The organism is Leptolyngbya sp. PL-A3 (genome assembly GCF_039962325.1).
GTDB lineage: Bacteria > Cyanobacteriota > Cyanobacteriia > Elainellales > Elainellaceae > Vacuolonema.
In genome coordinates this window covers 21,554-46,170 of record NZ_JAMPLB010000039.1, presented here as the reverse complement: position 1 = coordinate 46,170, position 24,617 = coordinate 21,554, and the positions used below count along the sequence as shown (strand labels likewise).

Here is a 24,617-nt window from a genome sequence, read left to right as displayed (position 1 = left end):
TGGAAGAGCCTCAACAGCGAGAGCGTTTGCTGCATATTATCGCTGAGGGAGAGCTGCATGATCAGCTTGCCCGAGAGGTTTTTGAACTACTTAAACAGCAACGTATTGAAGAGGCAACTGCCCAGATACCTCTTGTCCGCATGAATGAGGTAGATCGTAACTATAGTGACTTTAACTCTCGTCAAGAGCAATTATTAGACAACCATTCTCAAGCTTTAAGAAGCGCATTGTTTAACTTAAAAGTACTGGTCATCATCAGTACTTTGCTGGGAATTACGTTCGCAGGCATCATTGCTTCACTCATTGGTAAGCGTTTTAAGCAAGCGCATCGAATAGAAGGCCAATCTCAGGAATTAGCTCAGAAGAACCAACAACTTCAACAGGCTCAAGTCGAAATCATTCAGAGCTTTAAGGAGTTAGAGCAAACCCAGTCTCAGCTCATTCAAGCAGAAAAAATGTCTAGCCTGGGCCAACTGGTGGCTGGAGTTGCCCATGAGATCAATAACCCCGTAAATTTCATCCACGGTAATCTAATCTATGTGCAGGAGTACGCCTGTGATTTGATGCGTTTGGTGGAATGTTATCAGGCCGCCTATCCCAATCCTTCTGCTGAAATTCAAGCTACTGAAGAAGAACTAGATCTGGAATTCTTACAGGACGATTTACCCAGAATGCTAGATTCCATGAAGGTAGGTACCGATCGCATCCGTCATATCGTTTTATCGCTGCGTAACTTTTCCCGGATGGATGAATCGGAGTTCAAAGCAGTTGATGTTCATCAAGGCATCGACAGTACTTTGCTAATTCTGCAACATCGTTTGAAAGCAAAACCCGAACGTCCAGAGATTGAAGTGATTCGAGACTATGCACATTTACCTTTAGTTGAGTGTTACGCCGGACAGCTCAACCAGGTGTTTATGAATATCCTGGCAAATGCTATTGATGCATTGGAAGAACTAAGTGCTAAACGGACACACCAGGAAAATAAAGAAAACCCCGGATGCATTACCATTCGCACTTCAATGAATGGTTCAGAAGGGATTCAAATCGCGGTTGCTGACAATGGAATAGGAATGACTGAATCGGTGCGCAAATACATTTTCGATCCATTCTTCACTACAAAACCTGTAGGAAAGGGAACTGGTATCGGGATGTCTATCAGCCATCAAATCATTACTGAAAAACATAATGGCAAACTAGAGTGTGCCGCTACACAAGGTGGAGGCACGGAGTTCATTATCCAGATTCCCAAGCTGCAAAAGGTTCCAGTAAAAAGCTAGGAATTACTTCTCAAGGCGTGTTTCAAAGACGTCGAACTTCCAAGCCCGGAGGAAGAGAATAAATCTCTACCTAAACCATTACGGAAATCACACCATTAATCGCCCTTTAGCTTAAGGCGATCGCCCACTCCACTCTTTAAAATTTAAAGTTGTGCGCTTTATTTAGGCAACTTGAATCGCTATGAGTTTGCGCGATCGCTTCAATCAGTTCACAGGGCAGACACGTTTTGTCGTGTGTCGTATTTTTATACATCTTGCGGGTCGAGAAGTTGCACCTCTGTTGGGCGTGCTCAATCAGGCGGGGCAGGAGGCGATCGACGCAGAAGGCGATATGCGCGTGTTGGGTGAGCAACTCGTGCGAGTTTGTGAAAGCCTGCTGGAATATGAGACCTTTTGGCGCTCAGCCGCCAACGAAGGCGACGTTCTTTGGGACGAGGGCGAAGCCGGAGATTATGTGGAAGAACTCTTTACTGATTCGGCCACACGGTATGGTAGTGCGACAGATTTCCTCTCCGATGGCCAGGAAGATTTCGCAATTCCGGTGACGCAGAATGTAGTTGTTATGATTGCCGTCGCTTTAGAGGGCGAAGTCCCTGAATTAGAAGACAATCTGGCCGACATCACCGCTCTAAAGGCTGGTTTGAAAGCTCTCATCAATCTGCACTACCGGGGAGTTTTAAGGGCAATTCAGATCCATTTTTCTCCAGCGCAATTAGGGGATGAACTGACATCTGATCAACTGATTGAAAACTTCCCTGAGCTCATTCCACTCTAATTTTTCTGATTCATCACGCTTTTCCCCCTAACCATGATGATACGTAAACTCTCTGCTTCCTTAATGGCGCTGTCTCTCCTATGGACTTCTGTCGCCTGCTCGACCGTTGATACTTATCCCACGGCACAACCGCCGCAGGAGCAAACAACAGCACCTGCTCCTACTAACTCTATTGCGGATGGTACTTACCCTTTGCAGCAGGCCACCTATGATGACAGCACCGGTGAGTATACTCTGGTGTTACTGAATACGCAGCCTGGACAGTCCATGTTTCGTAGCGAAAACTTACCCTTGGCCCGGCTGACAGATGAAGAAATTTCCGCTGGCAAATCCAGTGAACTGCGGGTCGAGAATGGGCAACCTGCGCTGTATCTAACATCAGATTTTCGGATTGAATACGTTCACAACGTCACCGAAACCCAAACTAATTCTCAAACTGGGCAGGAAGAAGTTGTCATTGTTCGCCGAGAGCCAAGCTTCTGGTCTCCGTTTGCTGGAGCACTAGCAGGACAGGCGATCGGCAGCTTACTTTTCCGGCCACAGTACTACATGCCGCCGGTTTATCGGCCGGGTGTAGCCCTGGTGGGTTATGGCGGTTATGGCCGCAACTACAACGAAGCCGTTTCGCGTTATCAGTCCCGCTACCAGGCACCCCCTGCTGAATATCGGAACCGCCAATTGCGTACAAGTGGGCGACTGCGCTCGACTGTTGGCACCTCCCGCACTCCCAGCGTGGGTACTGGCTCGCGGACTAACCGTAACCGTCCTTCAGGTAGTGGTGTTGGCAACAGCAACTTGCGTCGTAACAACCGCCAGGCCGAGCGGAATCGGCCCTCCTTCGGCTCCGGTTCCGGTTCCCGCCGATCGGCTCCGCGTCCTAGCTTCCGTGGTGGTAGAAGACGCCGCTAAGCTCTTTACATAACTGGGGTTCACGCGCGTCTACTGTACCTAGCAGGCTGCGGCCTAAGTTCGCAACCCATGTTTTTGTGTAGGGTGGGAAGCACCCTACACAAAAACATGGGTGATGGATTTCCGCCTCAGCGTACTAGTGCATTGTGTTGTGAGCGGCGTGCTTCGTACACCATTCACAACATACACGCGTAAGTCCTGATAAAGCTAAAACGCCCTTAATAAGGGCGTTTTAGCTTTTAAGATCGAGTAACGATTAGGATGCTTCTCGTTTCAGAACAATGACGTTTTCGGTGACGCTTTCGAAGGTGTCGTCGTGGCTGATGACGAAAATTTGTTGGAAGGATTTGATATTAGCGATCGCCTCTGCCAGACTCACTCGTCTCTGTCGGTCCATATTCGTCGTCGGCTCATCAAAGAACGCTACATCAATGTCTGCTAATACCCGCAGTAGAGCGAGCCGCACTGCCAGGGCTGCACACATCTGCTCGCCACCGGAGAGATTTGTAAATCGGCGGGTATGTTGAGCTTCCTGTACGCGAATCTCATACTCACGTGTCCATTCCAGAGCTACATTAGGGCGATTTAGCAACTCGCGGAACAGGCGATCGGCTTCCCGGGAAATACTTTGCAAGTAGCGTTCGGTAATGCGAGGGCCAGCTTCCTTATAAGCTTTGCGGGCGAATCGAATGAACTTGTGGTTCTGCTCCCGTTGCTTCAGGTCTTTGCGAGTCAAATCCCGTCTTGCCTGGATCTCCTGAAGCTTTTTGAGTTGATCTTCTAACTCGGCAATCAGGGTGCGTTGGGGCGGCAAGGCTCCGCTGATCTGGTCAGCCTTTCGTTGGGTTTCAGCGTAGAGAGCCTCCACAGTCTTGAGGGCCAGAGGGTCGAAGCCAACCGCGAGGCGATCGCTCTCCTGCTTTAACTCGGCATAGTGCACTTCTAAGGTTTGCAGGGTGGCAATGGCGTTTTGCAGATCGGCCTCTTGGTGAGGCAGTTGGGCGATCGCAGGTTCATTCTGCCGATAGGCCAGATAACCCTCCTGGTGTTTCTGGAGCTTGGCCCGCTGTTGGGTGAGATGCTGTTCCAGATCTGTGAAGCGTTGGAGTTGGGATTCTAGCTCTGTTAATGCGGTGGAGAGGGATGTGATTTTTTCCGTGGCGATTGCCTGCTGGGTTTTCAGCATTGACTGCTGCTTCAATTCATCGGCCAACAAGCTACAGCGGCCTCTCGGGTTATTTAACTGCTTAAGGTTCGCCACCAGTTGCGCCTGTTGCCCCTGCAGCATCTTTTCCTCCTCTAAGGAGGCTTGTAACCCCTCCAATTGATTTTTGAGGTGGCCGACTTCCTGGGTTAGTTGAACTAAATCGGAGGATTTTTGGGGAAGAGTGCTGTAATCGGCAGCCTGCTGACGAGCGATCGTGATCTGTTGCCCCAGGCTGTGCAACTCGTGGTTGAGGTGTTCCACATTAATCTGCTGAGCCAGGTCCACTAGAATTTCGTGCAGGGTATCTAGCAATTCAGTATTTAACTCAACACCCGCCTGCACCGCCTCTAGAGCTGACTCGACAGACGCGGAAGACAGTAGTGGCACTGACTGCTGAATCTGCTTTAGAATTGCCTGGGCTTGCTTGACCTGAATTTGATGGCGATCGCGCCGCCCCTCCCCTTCCATTACGAGTTGTCGTAGTTCGGCTTCAAATTGTCGGGCTGCCTCAATGCGGCTGAGTTGGGATTGCAGGCGATCGCGCCGTTGTTCCAACCCGGCAATCCGTTGTACCTGGGGAGCCAGGGTTTGTAGCCGCCCTACATCCTGGCTCAGCCGTTTCTGCTGGTTCTGGAGTTTGGTCAACTGGCGGGTGAGGGCATCCATTTCTGCTCGAGCAGCGCCCACTTCTTGCAGGGCAACTGCCAGGGCTTCCTGCTGTTGCTCCAGACGGGTTTGCTGGGCTACGTAGGGTTGTAAGGTTTCCAGTTCTTCGGCGTAGCGGGCAAGTTGCTCCATACGGGAGGCAAGCCGTGCAATCTCGGCATTTTGTGTAGCCAACTGCTTTTGGAAGGAATCTCGTTGTCGCTGGATCTTGCTGCGTTCCTGCAACTGCTGGTCGAGGTGCTGGATAGTCTGTTGCAGCTCCCCGTAGGCTAAGTAGTCAGCACGGCTTGCCTCACATTGCTGAATGCGAAGTTTCGTGTCTTTGACAGCCGTTTCTAAGAGAGCGATCGCCTGGCGTTTCCCTTCCATCTGCGCCGCCATTTGCTGCTGCTGAGCCACGAGTGCTTGCACCTGTGCTGCTTGTGCACTCAGATGGTCGTGCTGTTGACGTAACCCGGCCAATTCTGCCTGCAACTGAGCCAGGGTTGCTTCATTTGCCGCTAACTCTTCGCGCAGAGTTGTTACACGGGTCTGGATCGGTTCCAGCGCTTGAAGCTCGGTGTCATAGCGGGCGATCGCCTGCTCCAGTTCATCGACCCGGGCTCTGGCATACTTTTCCAGGCTCAACATTTCCTGGTTGACTTGCTTGTACTCCTCTACCTTGAGGATGCTGTCAAACACCTTTTTGCGGTCTTCGGGAGCTTTCAAAAAGTCTGCTGTAAAAGTTCCTTGAGGAACGCCAATCGTGTTGGCAAACAGCCGCGCCAGGTCAGTACCCGGTGCAACACCCATGTGCTCTCGCAGCCAGGGCAACACGTCCTCTTCGATCTTGTGATACTCCAATCGCTGACCCAATTGCGGGTCATACAGGGTGTACCCCTTGGAGGTGCAACGTTCTACCTCATAGGTCCGACCATCACGGCTGGAGATGAAGGCAACGCGGGCCTGCGCGCTACCCGTTCCGTTGCGAATCAGATCTTCGGTTCGATAATTGCCCCGATGATTGAACAGCGTCCAGGCGATTGCCTCCAAAATGCTGGTCTTTCCGGCTCCATTTTCTCCACAAATAGCATTCGTTCCGGGCTGGAACGCAATGAAGCGATCGCGGTGCGCCTTGAAGTTCTGAAGCGTGACGGAGAGAATCTGCATGGACGCGGCAGGAAAGGGTCAGAAGGCAGGCTCAGGAATTATAGCTGGAGGCATCGAAACGCGGGTGAAATCGGGGGTGCAATCGCCGTTGAACAGGGCGATCGCCCTCAAAATGCTCCGATACGATCTCGGGCACATCGGCGACATCCACCTGGCAATACCAGATGCCATCGGGATTGACCAGCACCATTGGCCCAGCACCACATTGCCCCAAACAACCCGTCGCCTGAACAAATGTACCAGACGGGGCCGCAGCTTGCAAGGCGGCCAGCACAGCATCGGAGCCACTGCGGAGGCAGGAACGGTTTTGGCAAACAACGACTAAGCGTCGTTTTGGGGAAGAAGACTCAGGCACAAGTGTGGAGGAATAAGGTGGAACACGATGAGTTGAATGTCGCCCCAGCAGACCAGCGTCGGGCCGGATCATCATTCAATTCAGACACCCTGTCGGTTGAGCAAACCTTTCAACGGGGCGTTCCAGGAGGTGTAGAGTAGACCCACCGGGCAACGGCGCGCAAAAATGAGTGTCCGGTTTGTAAAGGAATTGGACAACCTTCAGCTTAACAAGTTCACTAGATCTCGTGCATGAATCAGTTTTTGAGGGTGTGAATCGTTGCGCGGCGAAGCCGCGCAACGATTCACACAGGAGGGTCTCATTTCAAATGCGCGAGCTGCTTCTCATCTGCTCTGTTTGAGCTCAGCAGGCAGCAAAAAGTTTTCACACTGCATCAAGCCCTGCTAATGCTGTGCTATCACAAGCGGTTCTCACGTCAAACTGCCTTAACGAGGCATCAGCCGTTCCATAAAATTGTTGATTGTGCGCCGCCAGAGCTTGCGCCGCCGCCATTTCTCAAAAGCGCGCTCGTAGCGATCGCTCCCCTGAGACCAAAACGTATTCCATGCATCCAGGGCCACGAACATACCCCAGAACAAGGCGATCAACGGCACTCCCAGCGGGCTACCTGTACTGAGCAGGGCAATGCCTCCAAGTGCTCCATTCACAATTAAATAACGGACAAAGCGGTGGCGGAAGCGATCGCGCCGAAACTGGTCAAATGCTTGCCGTTCGCGAGATTCCCCTTTGTTAATCTCCCAGTCACGCTCAGCCACGGTCAGTTCGGTGATGGGAATGCCCATATCTTCAGCAATTTCGAGCAGTTGGGCACGGGTCAGTTCGGTCTGATTGGCATTCTCTGCCTGACGGGCGATCGCCAATTCCAAAATCTCGTGCACTTCCTCCTGGCTGTAGAACTGACGCGAGGGTTCCACAATCACTTCCTGTTCGACCTTTTGCATGGCTATCCACTCTTATCCTTATCCTCTGTTATACGCAAAGTCTGCCCGACCCGACAGAGCGGTTGAGTGCGGATTCCTGTACTAATTAGGCAGCCAATATATTCATTCTGTTAGGGCACAGACGCGGTATACCTGTGTCTTAACAAAATTCCCACGGCATAAAAGTTACAAAATGCAATCAAGAATAAATTTATTTTAAGGAAGCTTTAAGAGGCTAGCTTTGCGTGCTGATGCAATATGTAGCGGGTTAAAAACTGCTGCACATCGCATGAGTGCGCTATCCTAACAGATTTCATAAGCCTCCTAGATAACCTGAGTCGAGTTCAGGGCTTTTTCGAGGGGCATGCCTTGAACGCCCCTCGAAAAAGCCTATTTTGATTGCACAGATCGTCTGCCAAAATGGGCACTTGGTTTTATCCCGAATCGAGGTTAGATACCTTGAACTGATTCAAGATATTGGAATTAGTTATTAAAAAAATCAGGTAAATTCAACCCCTGCCCGAAATTTACGCTAGCCAGTTTGCCCGTATAATCAGATCACTCTGGCCCTTGTTGGGCCTGTATTTAATCAAAAGCCATCCGGCTGATTTATAAGCGCTTGTGATAACTGGCAGTTGGGATATTCTGACTTCTCGGTGCTCGTGTAAGTGCGCCGGAGGTTCCGTTTTGAAAACGCACGAGGGAGCGACCCATGGAAGGCGCTGAAACCAGCAGACGACGGGCGCGCAGCTCGAAAACTGCTGCAAAGGAGGAGACTGTGGCCGAGACAAAAACAGAAGCTAATCATTCAAATGGCTCATCAGGAGCACCTGCAACCAAAGCACCATCACCCACTCCGGAGGAAACCGTGACCAAGACTGAAGCGAAGGAAACATCGGCTCTAGCCGTCGCTAAAAATGCTGAAATGCAACCGTCCGGTTCAATCTGGAACCGTCCTGTTGGCCCTGGCCAGATTGAAGTAGCGGAAAGCATTTCTGTTGCGGGTGTTCGTCCTATTGCTGCTAGCCATATGGAAATTTTCGGAACCATCCTCAACGATCGCCCCATTCAGGCTAGCCACATTCAGGTTGCTGACACCACCATCCCCGGTGGCCGTCCTATCTTCACCAGCGAAATCGTGATTCGGGATGATCTAACCCTGCCTGGCGGTCGCCCCATCTTCGCCAGCGATGCTCGTCTAATGGATGCCCCCCTGCTACCCGGTGGTCGCCCCATTGCAGACAATGAACTGGAAGACGGCGAATTGCTGATGGGCTATATCGACTAAGCAATTTGGTGCTTCGTTTGATAGACACCCGGTGTTTCGAAAAACACCGGGTGTCTTGGCTTTTGAGCCGTCATATCAATACGCAGTGATGAGCCACACCCCTGCATATTAGGGTTCTTCAACGGGAGGTCATATTACTTCGAGATTCGTTTCGCTTGAGTCACGATTGATTCGTTCGCATCCGTGACAAATTCCAGGGGAACGCGCTCTTCGTAAGCCTTGACCACTTGGCGGTAGACATCGTAGCGAGTGGGCAAAGTACGGTTGGCTTCTCCTGGCACTCGGTAGGTGATTTGATATTCCACGTTCTTCTGTAGACGCGGATCGCCAATGATTTCTTGATTCTTTTTCCGATCTTCCATCTCGTCCACCGTAGGCCGTGGGGGTGAGTCGGGCCACCAGAGCCCTTTGTCATCGGGGCCAGTGACGGCATTCTCAGGCCGCTGCCCATTCTTATTCTCCAGGGATGTGGAGGCAAATTTTTCGATACGGGGTGGGCGATCGCTCCCTCCACCCTGGCGTATGTAGTCCACCTGCCAGGTGTACGTCACAATGGCAGATGCCTGATACTGGTCAGTGGTCGTGGTATCACAGCCGCCCATCAGGAACGCAAGACTGCTCAGAGCCACAATGGCAGTGCCAGGAAGAGGGTTCGAAAAGAATCGGGGCATCATAGGCTTAGCAATAAGGCGATCGTTGCTTGTTTCGTTGTCTTTGCGGTGTTTCTCCCTATAGTCGTAGCGAATTCTCTCGAATAATTTCAATGCACCTATGACAGCCCTGATGTTGGCCCGTTTTGTCCGATGGAGGGAGGAAGCACAATAGATGACTTCCATCTACCTGATTCAACCGGGCTTAATTCGGCAGGACTTACGCAAGTCCGCTATAGCTAGCGTATTTGTGTTGTAGGTAAGGTGCAAAGTCCCCACCTACAACACAAATACGTAAGTCCTGATTGAAACAATTCATTCTGCTGGGCTTTCTTGCTCAATTAAGGGAGAGCGCTATCATAGTGAAAAGTCTTACATTTCTTAATAAAACTTTTTGAAACTGCCTGTCCATTTTCGTCGCTTCTCTCTATGACAGCTTCACTCCGCTTGTCGGATCTGAAGACTTCCCTGACCAATCGGGTTTTCTTCGGTAATGAACCTACCCCTGAGTTGATGGCCATTCTTCTGGTCTACTTCGTACAGGGGATTCTTGGGCTGGCCCGGTTGGCCGTCAGCTTCTTCTTGAAAGATGACCTGGGGTTAACACCGGCCCAGATGTCAGCCCTGCTAGGGGTAGCCGCAATTCCCTGGATGGTGAAGCCGCTGTTTGGTTTCCTGTCGGATGGCTTGCCACTGTTTGGGTATCGACGTCGCCCCTACCTCATCTTGTCAGGGTTGTTGGGTTCCGCCGCCTGGATTGCCATGGCAACGGTCGTGCATTCTGCCTGGGCGGCTGGGTTAGCGATCGCCCTCAGCTCTCTGGCGATCGCCGTCAGTGACGTCATTGTCGATTCCCTCGTCGTTGAGCGGGCCCGCACCGAATCCGTCAGTGACGCTGGCTCGCTGCAAGCTTTGTGCTGGGGAACCTCTGCCCTGGGCGGTCTGATTACAGCCTATTTCAGCGGCTCTCTACTAGAAAGGTTCAGCCCGAATACCCTATTTGCGATCACCGCTAGCTTTCCGTTGCTGGTTTCCATGGTGGCCTGGGCCATCCAAGAGCCACGGGTTGATCGGGGGAGCGATTGGGGGGCTGTGCGCGAGCAGGTGAAGAGCCTGTGGGGAGCTGTGCGGCAAAAGTCTATCTGGATGCCCACCACTTTTCTCTTTCTGTGGCAAGCCACCCCTACGGCGGAATCAGCCTTCTTCTACTTCACTACCAACGAGCTCGGCTTCTCCTCGGAGTTTTTAGGACGGGTGCGGCTGGTCACCAGCCTCGCCTCGCTGGTTGGAATTTGGACGTTCCAACGGTTCTTCCGAGCCGTTTCGTTCCGCAAGCTCTTTGCCTGGACGATGGTGATTTCTTCGGCTCTGGGAATGACCATGCTGCTGCTGGTGACCCATGCGAATCGAGCCCTCGGTATTGATGACCACTGGTTCAGTCTGGGCGACAGCTTAATTCTGACGGTCATGGGGCAGATTGCTTACATGCCGGTGTTGGTATTAGCGGCGCGGCTCTGCCCTCCGGGAGTAGAAGCTACCTTGTTTGCCCTGCTAATGTCAGTAACAAACCTGGCTGGGTTGCTGTCCTACGAACTGGGCGCTGGCATGATGCACTGGTTGCACATCAGCGAATCCAATTTCACGAACCTTTGGTTGCTGGTCGTGCTCACCAACCTTTCCACCCTGCTGCCCTTTCCCTTCCTGGGGCTAATTCCAGCACAGGATTCGGAGAATTACACCATTCATTCAGGTGACGAAATGAAGCTGGCGGGGTCGGGCGTAGCACCTCTGCACCCGGATGGCCCGGTGGAAGCTAATTCTCTGGCTTTTGGCCCTGGCATTCCGACAGGTGTTGGCCAACGTGACGAAGGTTAAGTCCTTCGATTGACAACCCCTTGACGTTTAGCCTGCCGTTTAACGGCGATCGCCCCTGTGACGAGCGCAACTTTTCCATCCTCATAACACGGCTGTTTACTCCCTAACCTTGCTACATCCATGGAAACCGTAACTCCCTTTCTGAGTGCCCCTAAGAACCCTTATACCCGCGATGAATGGCGCACGGGCTATCGCTCCCTCACCGAGGAGCTTGATTACACCATTGATGAAGTGGAAGGGGAAATTCCTCTGCAACTCCACGGTACGCTGTTTCGCAATGGCCCAGGTTTGCTAGAGAGAGGCGGTCAGCGCTACCGTCATCCCTTCGATGGGGATGGGATGATCTGTGCGATCGCCTTTAAGGACGGCAAAGCTCATTTCCGCAACCGCTTTGTGCGTACAGAAGGGTTTATTGCCGAAGAAAAGGCTCAAAAAATTCTTTATCGGGGTGTGTTTGGCACCCAAAAGCCTGGCGGATGGTTGGCTAACGCTTTCGACTTCCGCCTGAAGAATATCGCGAATACCAACGTCATTCATTGGGGCGATAAGCTACTGGCTCTTTGGGAAGCCGCTGAGCCCCATCGCCTTGACCCCGCTACCCTGGACACGCTGGGCATGGAGTACCTGGATGGCGTCTTAAAGCCGGGAGATTCTTTCTCGGCGCATCCCTGGATTGATCCAGTCTGCGATCGCGCTGGGGGTGCTCCCCGCTTGGTGAACTTCTCCATCAAAGCTGGGCTTTCCACTACTCTCACCCTGTTTGAACTCGATGAAGCCGGAACCGTTGTTGAACAGCACCGCCATGCTGTCCCCGGTTTCGCATTCATGCACGACTTCGCCATTACCCCTAACCACGCAATCTTCTTCCAGGCATCCATCCTGTTCAACCCCCTTCCTTTTGCTGTAGGTATGAAGGGTGCTGGAGAATGCCTTACCTTCCAACTCGATAAACCCACGAATATTCTCGTGGTACCTCGGGATGGTAGCCCGATGCAGATCTTCCCGACAGAAGCGGGCTTTGTTTTCCATCACGCCAATGCCTTTGAGGATGGTGAAGAAATTGTGGTGGATTCTATCTGCTACGGCTTTTTCCCTGAGCTGAAGCCCGATCAGGACTTTGTGGATGTGGACTTTGATGAGCTGGCTCCTGGTCAGTTGTGGCGCTCCCGCATCAACCCCAAAACGGGTGCTGTCAATCGACAGCTGTTGGAAGAGCGTTGTTGCGAGTTTCCCGCGACCCACCCCGATCGGGTTGGGCGTTCTTACCGAATGCTTTACATGGGCGCTGCCCATGCCCCTACGGGAAATGCACCTCTGCAAGCGATTTTGAAGATTGACTTTGAGACGGGCGATCGCCAACTCTGGAGCGCTGCCCCCTGGGGTTATGTCAGCGAACCTGTCTTTGTTCCCTTCCCCGATAGCAAGGCTGAGGATGAAGGCTGGCTGCTGACCCTGGTTTATAACGGTCATAGTGAGCGATCGGAACTGGTGATTTTGGATGCCCGCGACCTATCAGAGCCCGTGGCAAAACTGAAGCTGAAACACCATGTTCCTTATGGGTTGCATGGTAATTTCACTCCTGAGTACTTCGGGTAAATACAATAGCTGTTGCCGATCAACCGGCTCGCTATTGTTCCAGCAATTCTCATCTTCAAATCTAGCCTGAAAACCGCTCGTCCCAGGTGAGCGGTTTTCAGGCTTTAAAGCTCACCATGGAGAATTACTGTTATTCTGACAGCGCTTTTCAACCGCTTAAAACTTGCAGGACTTACGCAAGCCCGCTATCTGTAGTGTATTTGTGTTGTAGGTGGGGTGAGAAGCACCCCACCTACAACACAAATGCGCAAGTCCTGAACTTGGTTGTTTTTGTGAGAGCCGTGCTTCGCGCAGCTCTCACAAAAACAACCGTGGCTGATTCAAGCGCAAAGCGCGATAAGGGCTTGAGAAAATGGCGAAGGGATTGCTAGTACTTCACCCGTAAACTGAGCTATGCTGCTGAACAGCGAGTAATACGGATGAACCATGCTGGATCTCGTCAAGCTGGCCCGGCAGATGCAAGATATTGGGCAACACCTCAACGATGAAGCCGCGGCTACCCGTCAGCGGCTAGATCGAGCCCAACAGTTTTTACAAGAAGCCCGAGGACGGCAGGCCGAACTGGTGAACCTGCGGCAAATGTGGGGCGATCGCCTCGGCTTCAGTGCCGCTATTCCTCAAGAACCTCTGGATACCTGCATTCCCCTTGCTCCAGCACCACCCAACCATACTGTCCTGGCCACCGATGGTTCACAAATTGCTCCCAGTCACCACGAAATCGCCTACTGTTACCTGATTAATGTCGGGCGTATTGTGCTGCACTATGGTCAAAATCGCCACCCTCTCCTCGATAGCCTGCCCGAAATTTTCTATCGCCCCGAAGATCTCTACAGCTCTCGCCAATGGGGCATCAGTACAGAGGAGTGGATGGGCTATCGTCGGACGGCTTCTGAAGCAACGGTGTTGGCGGAGCTTGCCGCAGCGGAGATGGAAGGTAGAGAGCTGAGACAGGAGAGCCTAAGAGTAGAAGAGAGGGCTGGAGGGCAGAAGACAGAAGCAATGCCATCGCCCCCGCCCCCTGCCTCCCTGTCTCCCACCCTCGCCATGGTTGACGGTTCCCTCACCCACTGGTTTCTTGATCCGTTGCCGGCGGAGGCACGCGATCGCATTTTGCTGCCTATCCTGGATGCCTGGGAAACATTGCGGCTGTTGCGGGTGCCTCTGGTGGGCTATCTCAGTGCAGCTCGTAGTGGCGAATCGCTTAACTTTTTGCGGCTTCATACCTGTCCGAAGGATCAGCCGGATTGCCAGAGTTACTGCCCGGGTCAAACGGACATTGCTCCCTGTCAGGTCTTTGCACCTCTGCGCGACACAGCCCTCTGGGGCATCGTGCTAAAACCAGGCCAACGAAGTGCAATTTGGCGTAGTTCCGCTCGAATTTTGGATTACTACGATCACCATCGTACCTACTTCTGCTACGTCCACATGGGCTCAGAGATTGCTCGGGTTGAGTTTCCTGCCTGGGTCGCAGAGGATGCAGAACTGCTCAATGCAGCCCTCAGCCTGACAATGACTCAGGTCGATAAGGGGCAGGGATATCCTGTGGCTCTGGCAGAGGCCCATAACCAGGCAGTAGTCCGGGGGGGCGATCGCGCCCGTTTCTTCGCCCTGTTAGAGCAACAGATGATTCGTGCAGGGCTTAAAAATGTGGCCATTTCTTACAAGGAAGCCCGTAAGCGCGGCAGTATTGCCTGAGCTAATCGAGCCACATGGATTGGAGATAAGGGCACTGCCTTTATTTCCAATCCATTTGGCCGCACCAGTTAAAACGAAAGATTTCTTTTTGAGTGGGGAATGCTGGGAGTAGCAAACTCCTGAAGAAATTGGCACGGCTATGACCTCGGCTCTGGTGGAACTGGCCCGGCAGGGGGATGAGGAGGCGATCGCCCAACTCCTCAATCATGCACTCCAAGCTCAGCATATCGATACTACCGTCGTGTTCGATGACGGGTATCTGAAACTGGGGCTAGAAAGTGCAACAACACCTGCTCAGGAGGAACTTGTGCCGCTTGTGGTACGGGGTTTGTTGAAGCTACAAATACCCGGAGTTCGGACGGTTACCCTCATGGCCCGCGAATTGGGTGGGGCGGAACCTGACTGGATTGTGAACTTTACCGGTCATCAGCGGGGGCTTTTGAAGGGATTGGCCGAATGGGGAGATGAAGGGGCGATCGCCCAACTTCTCAACAAAGCGCTTGCCCACAAGCAAATTACCACCCAGGTTCAACTCAAAGATGAGCACCTGATTTTGACCTTGCACGCTGATCCACTTCCCGATCAGCGGATAGCGCTCACGTTGCTACAACGGGAACTGGCATCCTGGTCAACTCAGCGCTTTCAGGTTATTGAAGTGCGGGGGCAGAGGTCCAAATCTAGCCAACCTGAGTGGATGACATCTTTTACACCCCAGGCCGTTGCTGTGGCCGCTGTAAAAAGGACACCGGGTGCGAATGTCCAAAAAACTCGTGCTCCAAAATCGCCTGCCGTATGGACATTCAAATTTAATTATCCAAAACTAGCGCTGATTAGTTTGCTGGCATTTTACGGGCTGTTTTGTGCGCGTGATTACAATTTCGATGATTTTGTGAATGGTACGAACCCCTTGATGGGGTTCATTCATGGGGTGAATCTCATCTTTCATGAAGCCGGGCATACGATATTTAGCATGTTTGGACAGTTGATTCATCTGCTGGCGGGTTCCGCCATGCAAATTGCTGTTCCTGCATTCATGAGTGGTTACTTCTTCTTCACGCGCCAATCGTATGCCGGAGCCGTTGCTTTATGTTGGGTTGGTGAGAACTTTTGGGATGTGTCAATTTACATCAAAGATGCTCAAGAACAGGCTTTGCCCCTTCTCGGCGGTGAAAATGTTTTGCACGACTGGCACTTTATCCTCGTCATGCTGTGGCAACTCAAAAATGATGATGCGATCGGCAATACAGCTTACGGCATTGGCACGTTGATTTATGCATTTGCAGTTTTTCTGGGCATTTTCTATGCTCAGATTCAACCCAAATCCAGCAATGAAGATGCGTGAATTACGCTTAACCAATCCGCACAGTGCTGTATAACTGGAGTTTGGGCTCATTCTGCCCGCCATACAGGGAAGTGCGCTCTGCGAGCGCACTTCCCTGTATGGCGGGCTTTCTGGGTTTTACTGAGCTGAGAAGCTTGCGTAGCAAGCTTCTCAGCTCAGTAAAACCTGATTTAACCTCAGTTCGGGTTAAGGGCTTTTTCGAGTGCCGCGCTTCGCGCGGCACTCGAAAAAGCCCATTATTGCGTGCGCGTCGCGCACGCAATAATGGGCGGTTCGGCTTATCGCGAACTGACGTTGATTTAGTCCACAGTCCAGGTATAACGGATAGGGTAAAGCGTGAGCACAAAGAGCACTAGAGCGAATGGAACCCAACCGCAAAAGCTTGAATTTTCCTGGGCTGGATTTGTCTTATCTGGAATGGGGAACTGGGGAACCTGTGCTTTTGCTGCATGGCCTGGCGGATCATGCGTTGGTGTGGTGTCGTCTGGCAGAACAACTGAGCCAACGCTTCTACTGTATTGCGCCTGATCTACGAGGGCATGGCGAAAGTAGCAAGCCGCCCGAATCGGAGTACCGTTCAGATGCGATCGCCGCTGACCTCGAAGCGTTGGTCACGGAATGTCACCTTCCTGCTGCTCATGTGGTTGCCCATTCTTGGGCTGCTAAGATCGCGTTGATCTGGGCCCGGCAGCATCCAGAACGTATTAAGAGTTTAGTGTTGGTTGATCCATTTTTTGTGAATCGGCTACCGAGTTTACTGCGTCCAACTTTCCCACTGTTCTATCGCACGTTGCCCTTTTTGAAGGTGACAGGGCCGTTTAAGAACTACGACGAGGCGGAGGCGATCGCTCGTACCCTCAAGCAGTATCGCAACTGGAACACTTGTCAGCAGGACGTATTCAAGGCAGGGATGGAGCAGAAGCCGGATGGCACTTGGGGCAGTAAGTTTGCGATCGCGGCTCGTAATGGCGTCTTTGAAGACACTCTACAACGGGCCGGACTGATAGAGAAGGTCAATATTCCTACGCTGCTCATCCTGCCTGAACAAGGGCTCAATCGCCAGGCATGGCAAATTAGACCCTACCGACAATATCTGACGCAATTGCAAATTACCTCTGTGCCGGGTAACCACTGGCCTCATTTGGTGGAGCCAGATTCTTGCAACGCGGCTATTGACGCATTTTTGCAAAGCCGTCATTAAATGCTATTGGTAATGTTCTAGATATGTGGATAGAGTGTGATGAAAGGGGCATGAAGTGCCCCTTTCATCACACTCTATCCACATGTTTGAAACATGACCAACGCTATGCAGCGTTTAACAATTGCCCGATGCGCCTTTGAAAAACGGTAGTGTTACAGAGCCTTTTTCCACGGCTCTAAATCAACTTCCCACAATCCCCTTACGGAATTAATCAGAAATACACGCGAACACTTCGGCAAGTCCTCGACCCGAACGACACGCTCAACAATCTTTCCTTGCTCCAGTAGATAGGATCGATACACGCCAGGAAGCAATCCGCAGGAAAGGGGCGGAGTCACGAGTTGCCCATCCCATTCCACAACCAAGTTGGCAATGCAGGATTCAGTCAGTTCGTGGCGATCGTTCCATAGCAGCACATCCTGGGCGCGAGCTGCTGCGATCGCCTGCTGATAAACCTGCCGATATGTTGTTTTGTGATAGAGAAATGGATGATTTGGATTAACAGGATAGCGGGCCAGGGGAAGGCTGTAAGGGGTATTAAACGGTTCTAATGGTTGGGCCTGTAACAGAATTTCACCGGATTGTTGAACCTGCAGGCGCACTTTATGGGGTTGGGGCAGCATGGTCTTCACGAAAGCTGCGCAGTCTTGATGCAACTGGGCAATATCGACGTGACGACCAAAATAACGAGCAGACTTGAGCAGCCGTTGCAGATGTTGCTCTAGCAAGAAATATCCGTCTTGAGGTGTCCAAAGCAGGGACTCCAGTAAATCAAAATCGGGTGGGCAGTGGGTAAGGATGCGGGCCTTGGTGAAGCATTCTTGGAACTCGGATGCTTTTTCAGAGTCCCAGACTATGCCACCGCCGACGCCGTATTCAGCGTGAGGGAGCTGGGGAGGTTGGGGGCGATCGCTTAACACCGTCCGAATGGCCACATTGAACTGAGCATCGCCATTCGGACGAATGTACCCAATCGTGCCCGTGTAAATGTGGCGTGGCGACGTCTCCAGCTCCGCAATAATTTGCATCGTTCGGGCCTTGGGAGCACCTGTAATGGAGGCGGCAGGGAAAAGCGCCCGAAAAATCTCTGTTAAGCTGGCATCCGTGGTGCAGCGGACAGTGCTGGTCATTTGCCAGAGTGTTGGGTACTGTTCCACCTCAAACAAGTGGGGTACGGTGACACTGCCGATGTCGGCAATCTGCCCCATGTCATTGCGTACCATATCGACAATCATCAGGTTTTCGGCCTGATTTTTCTCGGAGTGGCGCAGTCCCTCGGCCTGGGCCTGGTCATCCTCAAACCAAAGGCCTCGGGGCGCTGTTCCCTTCATCGGTTTGGAGATTAACTCTCGCCCTGTTCGTTGGAAGAAGAGTTCGGGGGAGGCAGAGGCAATCGCCCAGCCCTCCGTCTGTACAAAGGCTCCGTATCCACTGCCCTGAGCACGAATCATGTGCAAGAAGAAGGCCCAAGGGGTAAGGTCTGTTGAGGTAGCGGAGCCAAACGCTGCGGGTGCCTGTAACCGAAACGAATAGTTGACCTGATAGGTTTCTCCTCGACGAATGCACTCCTTAACGTGGTCGAGTGCTGAGCGATAATCCGCCTCAGAGATGGAGCGTTGCCAGGAGAACTCGGGAATAACAGCGTCGGTTATGGCTGGCAGGGTAATAATTTCAGGTTGCCGATACAAGCCAAACCATACAAGGGGAAAGTTACCCGCAGGCTTTGTGACAAATGCAGAATCAAAGGCAGGTGCCGCTTCGTAAGCAACAAAGCCAGCGGCATAGAGATGGTGAGCGTGCGCTTCTCGTTCAACGGTTTCTAAAACTGTAGAGACAGACTCAATGTCAGACGCTACATGGAGTTGAACAGGCTCGTGGAACCATAACCACTGCTGAGTTTGAGCATCGTGCAAGATGACGCTGTTAAGAGACTCACCGAATTTCACAGAGTTCTGGTTTCCTGATATGGCTGAACTTAAAAATTCTCTACAATCCTGTCAGGAATAGCAACCTGCCCGTTGTTGTCCTAGGGTTAAGGGCACGAAGCAACAACTTCCTCAAACACCTTCTAAGCCTTCGGCTAGCGCTTAAATAACTAATTTTTTAATACCTCTCTATAGAGACATTCATCGCCTTAAATTGCTTAATGATGGAACATCTATCTATGAAATCTGGACGTACTAAATATACAAGGCAGTGATCTGTCAGGAATTTCATCCCCCAATAGCTTAAATAGGTACTGGCTTGAGTGTTTTAGTTACACTCCTCCATCTAGTGCCTGATGCAGGGTCAGAATCTGTCTTTGTAGAGATCTTTACGGCCAGAAGTAAATGAAGGGATGAGTTCGCTAAAATATCAATCAAGATTGATGTCAGGCAAGATTACTATACGATTTGCTCTGATAGGATACTAATCTATCAGTTTTGGGGTGCTATCAGTCGTCTGTAGGTCGCAATTTCAAAGGCTCGCTGCACGAGAGATTACTATCTCTATTGACAAAACTGTACTGATTTAGAGAGTTTGTGCTGATAATAACTTTCTGTCCGTGGTTTCGATAGAAATCAGGGTGTTTTACGGATTGCTGAAAGAAACAATCTCCCTTCGACGAGACTGCAAATCCAATGGTCACAGATTTCTTTTATGCAGAGTTACCCACGCTTAAAAGCTTTTGGGATATTGTGAATCCCGATAACTTTACGTCCATTCCGGATGATTGGTACATCCTGATTACTGATATTACAAACTCCACTCCAGCGATCGCCCAGGGCAAATACAAAATGGTGACGTTTTTGGGGGCCAGTTCTATCGCTGTTGTGTTGAATGAAGTGAAGGGATTAGATATTCCCTTTGTGTTTGGGGGAGATGGTATGACCCTTGTGGTACCCCCATCCTTGTTAGCTGCCGCCCGCGAAGCCTTACTTGGATTGCGCCGCTTGGCCCGCTCTCGGTTTGAATTGGACTTGCGGGTGGGTGTTGTGCCTGTATCGGTGGTAACGGCTAAAAACTACGACGTGAAAGTGGCGAAGGTTGCTGTATCGAAACACTACACCCAGGCTAATTTTTCCGGCAAAGGTCTCACTTATGCGACGGATTTGGTCAAAGATGATTCTCCCGACAATCCGTATCAAGTTTCAGCCATTAGTCGTAAGGATCCCAATTTTTCAGGGCTTGAATGTCGTTGGCAAGACATTTTCAGTGCTACAGGTCAAACTATCAGTTTGATGGTTGGTGCAACGGCTCACAGTTCTCATTCCCATCAGCAAGTCTATGGTGGTGTCATCCAAGCTCTACGGCGCATTTATGGAACGGATACTGAGTACAACCCGATTCATCCGAAGCGTCTGCGTTTAACATTTAACATTCGGCAGTTGGCAGTTGAAACACAGTTACGGGTGCGATCGCTCTCGTTTCTCGATCGCTTGCTTTACCTTGCCAACAGTTGGGCTCAGAACGTGCTGGGCTGGGTATTCATGACCCTCAAATTGAACGTTGGAGCGGTAAGTTGGGGTATCTACAAGGAAGGAGTTATTGCGACGACAGACTTTCAAAAATTTGACGATATGTTACGCATGGTTCTGGTCAGTACCGCTGCTCAAACCCAGGCTCTTACCGAGTACCTGGAACGGGAATTTCAGGCCGGCAATCTCGTCTACGGCTTGCACATTTCCGATCGGGCTTTGATGACCTGCGTCGTGTTTGAGCGTAACGGTCGGCAGGTGCATTTCATTGATGGGGCCGATGGTGGCTATACCCTGGCAGCTAAAGCAATGAAGCGGCGTCTTCAAAAGAGAGTGATGGCTGGAGTGGCCTAATTTCCCCCAAGGGAGGGGATTGCATGGCTCCTTTCCATATCACTTGAAAAAACTTGGGGTGTTTCTGATCCCCATGGCGTTCTATATTAGGGTTGCTGAATTCTAAAGCCACTGTGAAAGCCATTACACTGTTGGGTTCGACGGGGTCAATTGGAACACAAACCCTGGACATTGTGCGCGAGTATCCCGATCAGTTTCGGGTCGTTGGGTTGGCAGCCGGGCGCAATGCCGAGTTATTAGCCCAACAGGTGCGGGAGTTTCGCCCCGAGATTGTGGCAATCTGCGATGAGACGCAGTTAGAGACAGTGCGCGAGGCGATCGCTGGCCTCGATCATTCCCCCACGCTCTTAGTTGGGGAAGAGGGGATTGTCGAAGTTGCCCGCTATGGCGACTCAGAAGCCGTCGTTACCGGCATTGTTGGTTGCGCAGGGCTGCTTCCCACCATTGCAGCCATCGAAGCAGGCAAGCACATCGCGCTGGCTAACAAAGAGACGCTGATTGCCGGTGGCCCTGTCGTGCTACCGCTGATTCAAAAGCATGGTGTAAAGTTACTGCCTGCTGACTCTGAGCATTCCGCCATCTTCCAATGTTTGCAGGGGGTACCTGAAGGTGGGTTGCGCCGCATTCTCCTCACAGCCTCGGGTGGAGCGTTCCGTGATCTGCCGGTCGAGAAGTTGGCCAGTGTTACTGTAGCTGACGCCCTGAAGCACCCCAACTGGAGCATGGGCCGCAAAATCACTATCGACTCAGCCACCCTGATGAACAAAGGGTTAGAGGTGATTGAAGCTCACTTTTTATTCGGGTTGGACTACGACCATATCGAAATTGTCATCCATCCTCAAAGCATCATCCATTCTCTGATTGAGCTAGAAGATACTTCAGTGTTAGCTCAGTTGGGTCTGCCCGACATGCGCCTGCCCCTGCTCTACGCGATGTCTTACCCCGATCGCATTCCTACTCAATGGGAACGGCTGGATCTGGTGAAGTGTGGCCAACTCACGTTCCGGGAGCCTGACCATCAGAAATATCCCTGTATGCGCCTGGCATATGCCGCAGGGCGTGCCGGTGGCTCCATGCCAGCCGTGTTGAACGCTGCGAATGAGCAGGCCGTTGAGCTGTTCTTGCAGGAAAAGATTGCGTTTCTTGATATTCCCCGCTTGATTGAGACGGTGTGCGATCGCCACCAGGCCGACAACCACTCCCAGCCCAGCCTGGATGATATTCTCGCAGCCGATCGTTGGGCTCGCCAGGAGGTGCTGACGGTAAGCCAGCAGTCCGTTAGAGTGGTGGCATAATCTGAATCTTCGGTTGCAGAATCGATGCGAAATCCCTTTCAACGCTTGCGCTCTTTGCCCTGGGTCCCGTTGCTGCTGATCGCCGCCATGACGCTGGTCATCATCTTCGGTATTGAGATGCTGCTCGGCATTTTGATTCAGGTTTCTAATTTCGAGCAGGTCTTGCAACTGTTGTTCACGCCTCCCCTGGGTCTATTGATGATTGTTGCGATTGGGGTAGGAGTTGGGGCGATCGCCGTCTGGCTTTTAGAAACCCTCCGTCCCGAAATTATCATCAATAGCGGTGTGCTATGGGCTCTGATCGGCTGCCTGATTCTGGTCACGTTTATTCGTCAGCTCCTGCCTGGGTTTTCCCTGGTGACCCTTGACGAGTCCACTCTCATGGGCATGATTGTCGGGGTGTTTCTGACGGGTCGCCGCTACTGGCGGTAAGACTCAAAGTTCGACATAGCCCACCCAGTTGGTAGGGTGCGTGAGTTGAGGCCCTCCCCTCAGCAGGATGTAGAACATTAGACACATTTTCATTAGGGCTTACGCATGTGGGTGGTGTGCGACGTACACCACCCACATGCGTAAGCCCTCACGTTGAAGGGGAATAAGCAGTGAAGTCTGCCCCACTGATTTGACTGCTCTGGATCCCAACTAAAAACGCTAGCTTTTGGCCACCGAGCCGGATCATCGTGCCGTTGCTCTGGTCTGTAAAGCTAAAATTGGCAGTTTGCAGGGTAGGGGAGATGCCCAGACGATCAATGCCATCGGCAAAGTCCAGAATTCGATCTGGGCTCAGGAAGCGCTCTAACTTAAAGATGTCAGCCCCAGCGCCACCCACCAGGGTATCTGCGCCCGTACTTCCAACGAGCAGGTCGTGCCCGTTCCCTCCCCGCAATTTATCGTTGCCTTGTTCGCCATAAAGCGAATCGTTACCGTCTCCTCCACTGAGGATATCCGTGCTAAAGCTACCGTAGAGCCGATCACCCCCCAGTCCCCCTGACAGGGTATCCGCCCCTGTTCCGCCTAGCAGGCGATCGCGGCCTGCCAATCCGTACAAGATATCGTTGCCCTCTTTGCCGGCGATCGCATCAATGCGGGCACTTCCTCGGAGCGTATCGGCGCGATCGGTAGCTAGAAATGTTCGTGTGCCATATACCCGCAGTTGCCAGGAATTCCAAACCCCTTCATTCAGAGACATTTGATCTCTGACCTGTAGCGTCCAGGTGCCTGCGGCCTGCTCATCCCAGTGGCGGGTGGAGGTAAACGCCCAGTTATTATAAGTTCCTTGGTTAGGACGAAACCCCGCTGGCGCCAAAATTGACGGTGTCCCATCTGGGCTAAATAGCTCGATTTGAAGATCACTCGATTGAGCGTGATCGGCATCAAACACCAGTTCGACCCGCTCGATCCGCACATTGTCCTCCAGGGTAAAGGTCGAGCTAAGGGCGGTGCCATTATCGAAGATCGAGCGGTTTTCCAGGAGAACAGGAGAACGGAAGGAAACTTCACGGGCAACTCGCTGCCAGGTTTGAGCCCGTTGCACTGCGGCTCCTGCATTTACAACCCCAAAGCCGTAATTGTGGTTGATCAAATGACCGGCTCCATTCAACTGCCAATCTTCGTTGGCCGGGTCATTTTGCCGGGCTGTTTGTACCAGAATGTGCTGCACATCCCGCCAGGTCAGGTTAGGGTTTGCTTGCAACATGAGGGCTACCACCCCTGACACCATAGGGGTGGCCGCTGAGGTGCCATTGAAATTATTGGTGTAATTGTGATTGCTGTAATTTGGAGCCGTGCTGAAGCCGATATCGGGGTTATAGCCGGAGTTGCCCAGCAGGTCGGTTGTGGCAATTCCTGTAATATAGTCGTCCCCGTAGGCCGAAACTAAAATGCAGGCTCCTGGCTCGCTATAGGGAGAAAACTGACCCTTATGGTCAAGGGCTGCGACTGAAATGACATATCGAGAGTTGGTATAACCGTCAAAGTTGGCGTTGTCCTCCTGTTCGCGCCCATTGCCCGCGGCCCATACGTAGATACTGCCAAGCCCACCCCGACCGTAGGTGACGCCCCTGCTGAGAGCTGCTCTTAGTAGGGGTCCTGGAGCCTGAAGCTGCGCCCTATCGGGGGGACCCCAGCTATTGTTGTAGATGGCGATCGCCTGGAAACGGTAATTCAGGGCACGAGCTTCCTGCTCGTCGGTGGTATCCGCCGCTGTTAAACGCAGCGCAGCAAAGGAAGCGTAAGGGGCAATACCCGTTATACCGCCCCCATTGCCCCCTCGACCGGCCGCGATACCGGCCACGCTGGTACCGTGCCAATCTTCGTTGGCCTGTCTAGCTTGGGGGGTACTATCCTCGTCATTAAAGTCATAACTAAAGGCAGCGCGGTAGTTAGGAGCTAAATCGGGGTGCCCTATCTCTACGCCGTCATCCACAAATGCCATTAACACGCCCTGCCCTGTTAGCCCCAAATTCCAGGCCGGTAAGACGTTAATGTCCTCACCCACTCGTCCTCCCGGTTGCCCAGTACTGAGAGCCTGACCTCGATTACGCAGGTACCACTGATCGGGAAATAGGGGATCGTTGGGAAAGAATGCCATAGGTGTGGAAGC

19 protein-coding genes and 1 pseudogene are annotated in these 24,617 nt (G+C 52.1%); 13 read left to right on the top strand and 7 right to left on the bottom strand.

Annotated features, from left to right (window positions below):
• Nucleotides 1-371 precede the first annotated feature (371 nt).
• From NDI52_RS23610 to NDI52_RS23600, 3 genes and pseudogenes are all read left to right on the top strand, one after another.
• Nucleotides 372-1,280: pseudogene (locus NDI52_RS23610) on the top strand (ATP-binding protein); the annotation flags it as partial.
• A 187-nt stretch (nt 1,281-1,467) separates the two neighbouring features.
• Complete coding sequence (locus tag NDI52_RS23605; RefSeq protein ID WP_190771499.1) at nt 1,468-2,055, top strand: DUF1517 domain-containing protein; 588 nt, start codon at nt 1,468-1,470, stop codon at nt 2,053-2,055.
• A gap of 33 nt (nt 2,056-2,088) precedes the next feature.
• Complete coding sequence (locus NDI52_RS23600) at nt 2,089-2,964, top strand: hypothetical protein (RefSeq protein WP_190771488.1); 876 nt, start codon at nt 2,089-2,091, stop codon at nt 2,962-2,964.
• Nucleotides 2,965-3,220: 256 nt separating this feature from the next.
• Here the strand turns inward: NDI52_RS23600 and NDI52_RS23595 are convergent, their stop codons facing one another.
• On the bottom strand, nt 3,221-5,986 hold the full coding sequence (locus tag NDI52_RS23595; RefSeq protein WP_190771487.1) for an SMC family ATPase: 2,766 nt from the start codon (nt 5,984-5,986) through the stop codon (nt 3,221-3,223).
• Between the two features lie 31 nt (nt 5,987-6,017).
• Nucleotides 6,018-6,341, bottom strand: coding sequence for a (2Fe-2S) ferredoxin domain-containing protein (locus NDI52_RS23590; RefSeq protein ID WP_347280192.1), 324 nt, complete (start codon nt 6,339-6,341; stop codon nt 6,018-6,020).
• A gap of 17 nt (nt 6,342-6,358) precedes the next feature.
• Here NDI52_RS23590 and NDI52_RS23585 point away from each other — a divergent pair, with 17 nt between their 5' ends.
• Nucleotides 6,359-6,481, top strand: a complete 123-nt coding sequence (locus tag NDI52_RS23585; RefSeq protein WP_277874838.1) for a hypothetical protein — start codon at nt 6,359-6,361, stop codon at nt 6,479-6,481.
• 285 nt (nt 6,482-6,766) lie between these two features.
• Here the strand turns inward: NDI52_RS23585 and NDI52_RS23580 are convergent, their stop codons facing one another.
• Complete coding sequence (locus NDI52_RS23580) at nt 6,767-7,282, bottom strand: 2TM domain-containing protein (protein WP_190771486.1); 516 nt, start codon at nt 7,280-7,282, stop codon at nt 6,767-6,769.
• Between the two features lie 691 nt (nt 7,283-7,973).
• On the opposite strand from NDI52_RS23580, the gene NDI52_RS23575 reads away from it, so the two are divergent.
• Nucleotides 7,974-8,549 (top strand): hypothetical protein, encoded by a 576-nt coding sequence (locus NDI52_RS23575; RefSeq protein ID WP_190771485.1) that lies wholly within the window; start codon nt 7,974-7,976, stop codon nt 8,547-8,549.
• A 134-nt stretch (nt 8,550-8,683) separates the two neighbouring features.
• On the opposite strand, the gene NDI52_RS23570 is transcribed toward NDI52_RS23575, so the two are convergent.
• Nucleotides 8,684-9,385 carry a hypothetical protein gene (locus tag NDI52_RS23570; protein ID WP_199307606.1) on the bottom strand — a complete coding sequence of 234 codons (702 nt, stop codon included), beginning with the start codon at nt 9,383-9,385 and terminating at the stop codon, nt 8,684-8,686.
• Nucleotides 9,386-9,628: 243 nt separating this feature from the next.
• Here NDI52_RS23570 and NDI52_RS23565 point away from each other — a divergent pair, with 243 nt between their 5' ends.
• Entirely contained in the window at nt 9,629-11,074 is a 1,446-nt protein-coding gene (locus tag NDI52_RS23565; protein ID WP_190771484.1) for a folate/biopterin family MFS transporter, read from the top strand.
• Here NDI52_RS23565 and NDI52_RS23560 read toward each other — a convergent pair.
• Nucleotides 11,071-11,196 carry a hypothetical protein gene (locus NDI52_RS23560; protein WP_277874356.1) on the bottom strand — a complete coding sequence of 42 codons (126 nt, stop codon included), beginning with the start codon at nt 11,194-11,196 and terminating at the stop codon, nt 11,071-11,073. The genes NDI52_RS23565 and NDI52_RS23560 overlap by 4 nt on opposite strands.
• Between NDI52_RS23560 and NDI52_RS23555 the strand changes: the two genes are divergently transcribed.
• The 4 genes from NDI52_RS23555 (at nt 11,195) to NDI52_RS23540 (ending at nt 16,908) form a co-directional block, all read left to right on the top strand.
• Nucleotides 11,195-12,670 carry a carotenoid oxygenase family protein gene (locus tag NDI52_RS23555; RefSeq protein WP_190771483.1) on the top strand — a complete coding sequence of 492 codons (1,476 nt, stop codon included), beginning with the start codon at nt 11,195-11,197 and terminating at the stop codon, nt 12,668-12,670. The genes NDI52_RS23560 and NDI52_RS23555 overlap by 2 nt on opposite strands.
• Nucleotides 12,671-13,096: 426 nt before the next feature.
• On the top strand, nt 13,097-14,365 hold the full coding sequence (locus tag NDI52_RS23550; RefSeq protein ID WP_190771482.1) for a DNA double-strand break repair nuclease NurA: 1,269 nt from the start codon (nt 13,097-13,099) through the stop codon (nt 14,363-14,365).
• Between the two features lie 139 nt (nt 14,366-14,504).
• The gene (locus NDI52_RS23545) at nt 14,505-15,707 is read left to right on the top strand and encodes a hypothetical protein (protein ID WP_190771481.1); all 1,203 of its coding nucleotides are present in this window, start codon (nt 14,505-14,507) and stop codon (nt 15,705-15,707) included.
• A 361-nt stretch (nt 15,708-16,068) separates the two neighbouring features.
• On the top strand, nt 16,069-16,908 hold the full coding sequence (locus NDI52_RS23540) for an alpha/beta hydrolase (protein WP_190771480.1): 840 nt from the start codon (nt 16,069-16,071) through the stop codon (nt 16,906-16,908).
• Nucleotides 16,909-17,060: 152 nt separating this feature from the next.
• Here NDI52_RS23540 and pabB read toward each other — a convergent pair whose 3' ends face one another.
• The gene (gene pabB, locus NDI52_RS23535; protein ID WP_190771479.1) at nt 17,061-18,854 is read right to left on the bottom strand and encodes an aminodeoxychorismate synthase component I; all 1,794 of its coding nucleotides are present in this window, start codon (nt 18,852-18,854) and stop codon (nt 17,061-17,063) included.
• Nucleotides 18,855-19,529: 675 nt separating this feature from the next.
• Between pabB and NDI52_RS23530 the strand changes: the two genes are divergently transcribed.
• From NDI52_RS23530 to NDI52_RS23520, 3 genes are all read left to right on the top strand, one after another.
• Nucleotides 19,530-20,720, top strand: coding sequence for a DUF3095 domain-containing protein (locus NDI52_RS23530; RefSeq protein WP_190770953.1), 1,191 nt, complete (start codon nt 19,530-19,532; stop codon nt 20,718-20,720).
• Nucleotides 20,721-20,833: 113 nt separating this feature from the next.
• Nucleotides 20,834-22,015: a 1-deoxy-D-xylulose-5-phosphate reductoisomerase gene (gene dxr / locus NDI52_RS23525; RefSeq protein WP_190770954.1), complete on the top strand. Its 1,182-nt coding sequence runs from the start codon at nt 20,834-20,836 to the stop codon at nt 22,013-22,015.
• Nucleotides 22,016-22,039: 24 nt separating this feature from the next.
• Nucleotides 22,040-22,447: a peptide chain release factor 1 gene (locus tag NDI52_RS23520; RefSeq protein ID WP_190770955.1), complete on the top strand. Its 408-nt coding sequence runs from the start codon at nt 22,040-22,042 to the stop codon at nt 22,445-22,447.
• 148 nt (nt 22,448-22,595) lie between these two features.
• Here the strand turns inward: NDI52_RS23520 and NDI52_RS23515 are convergent, their stop codons facing one another.
• Complete coding sequence (locus NDI52_RS23515) at nt 22,596-24,605, bottom strand: S8 family serine peptidase (protein WP_190770956.1); 2,010 nt, start codon at nt 24,603-24,605, stop codon at nt 22,596-22,598.
• Nucleotides 24,606-24,617: the final 12 nt, after the last annotated feature.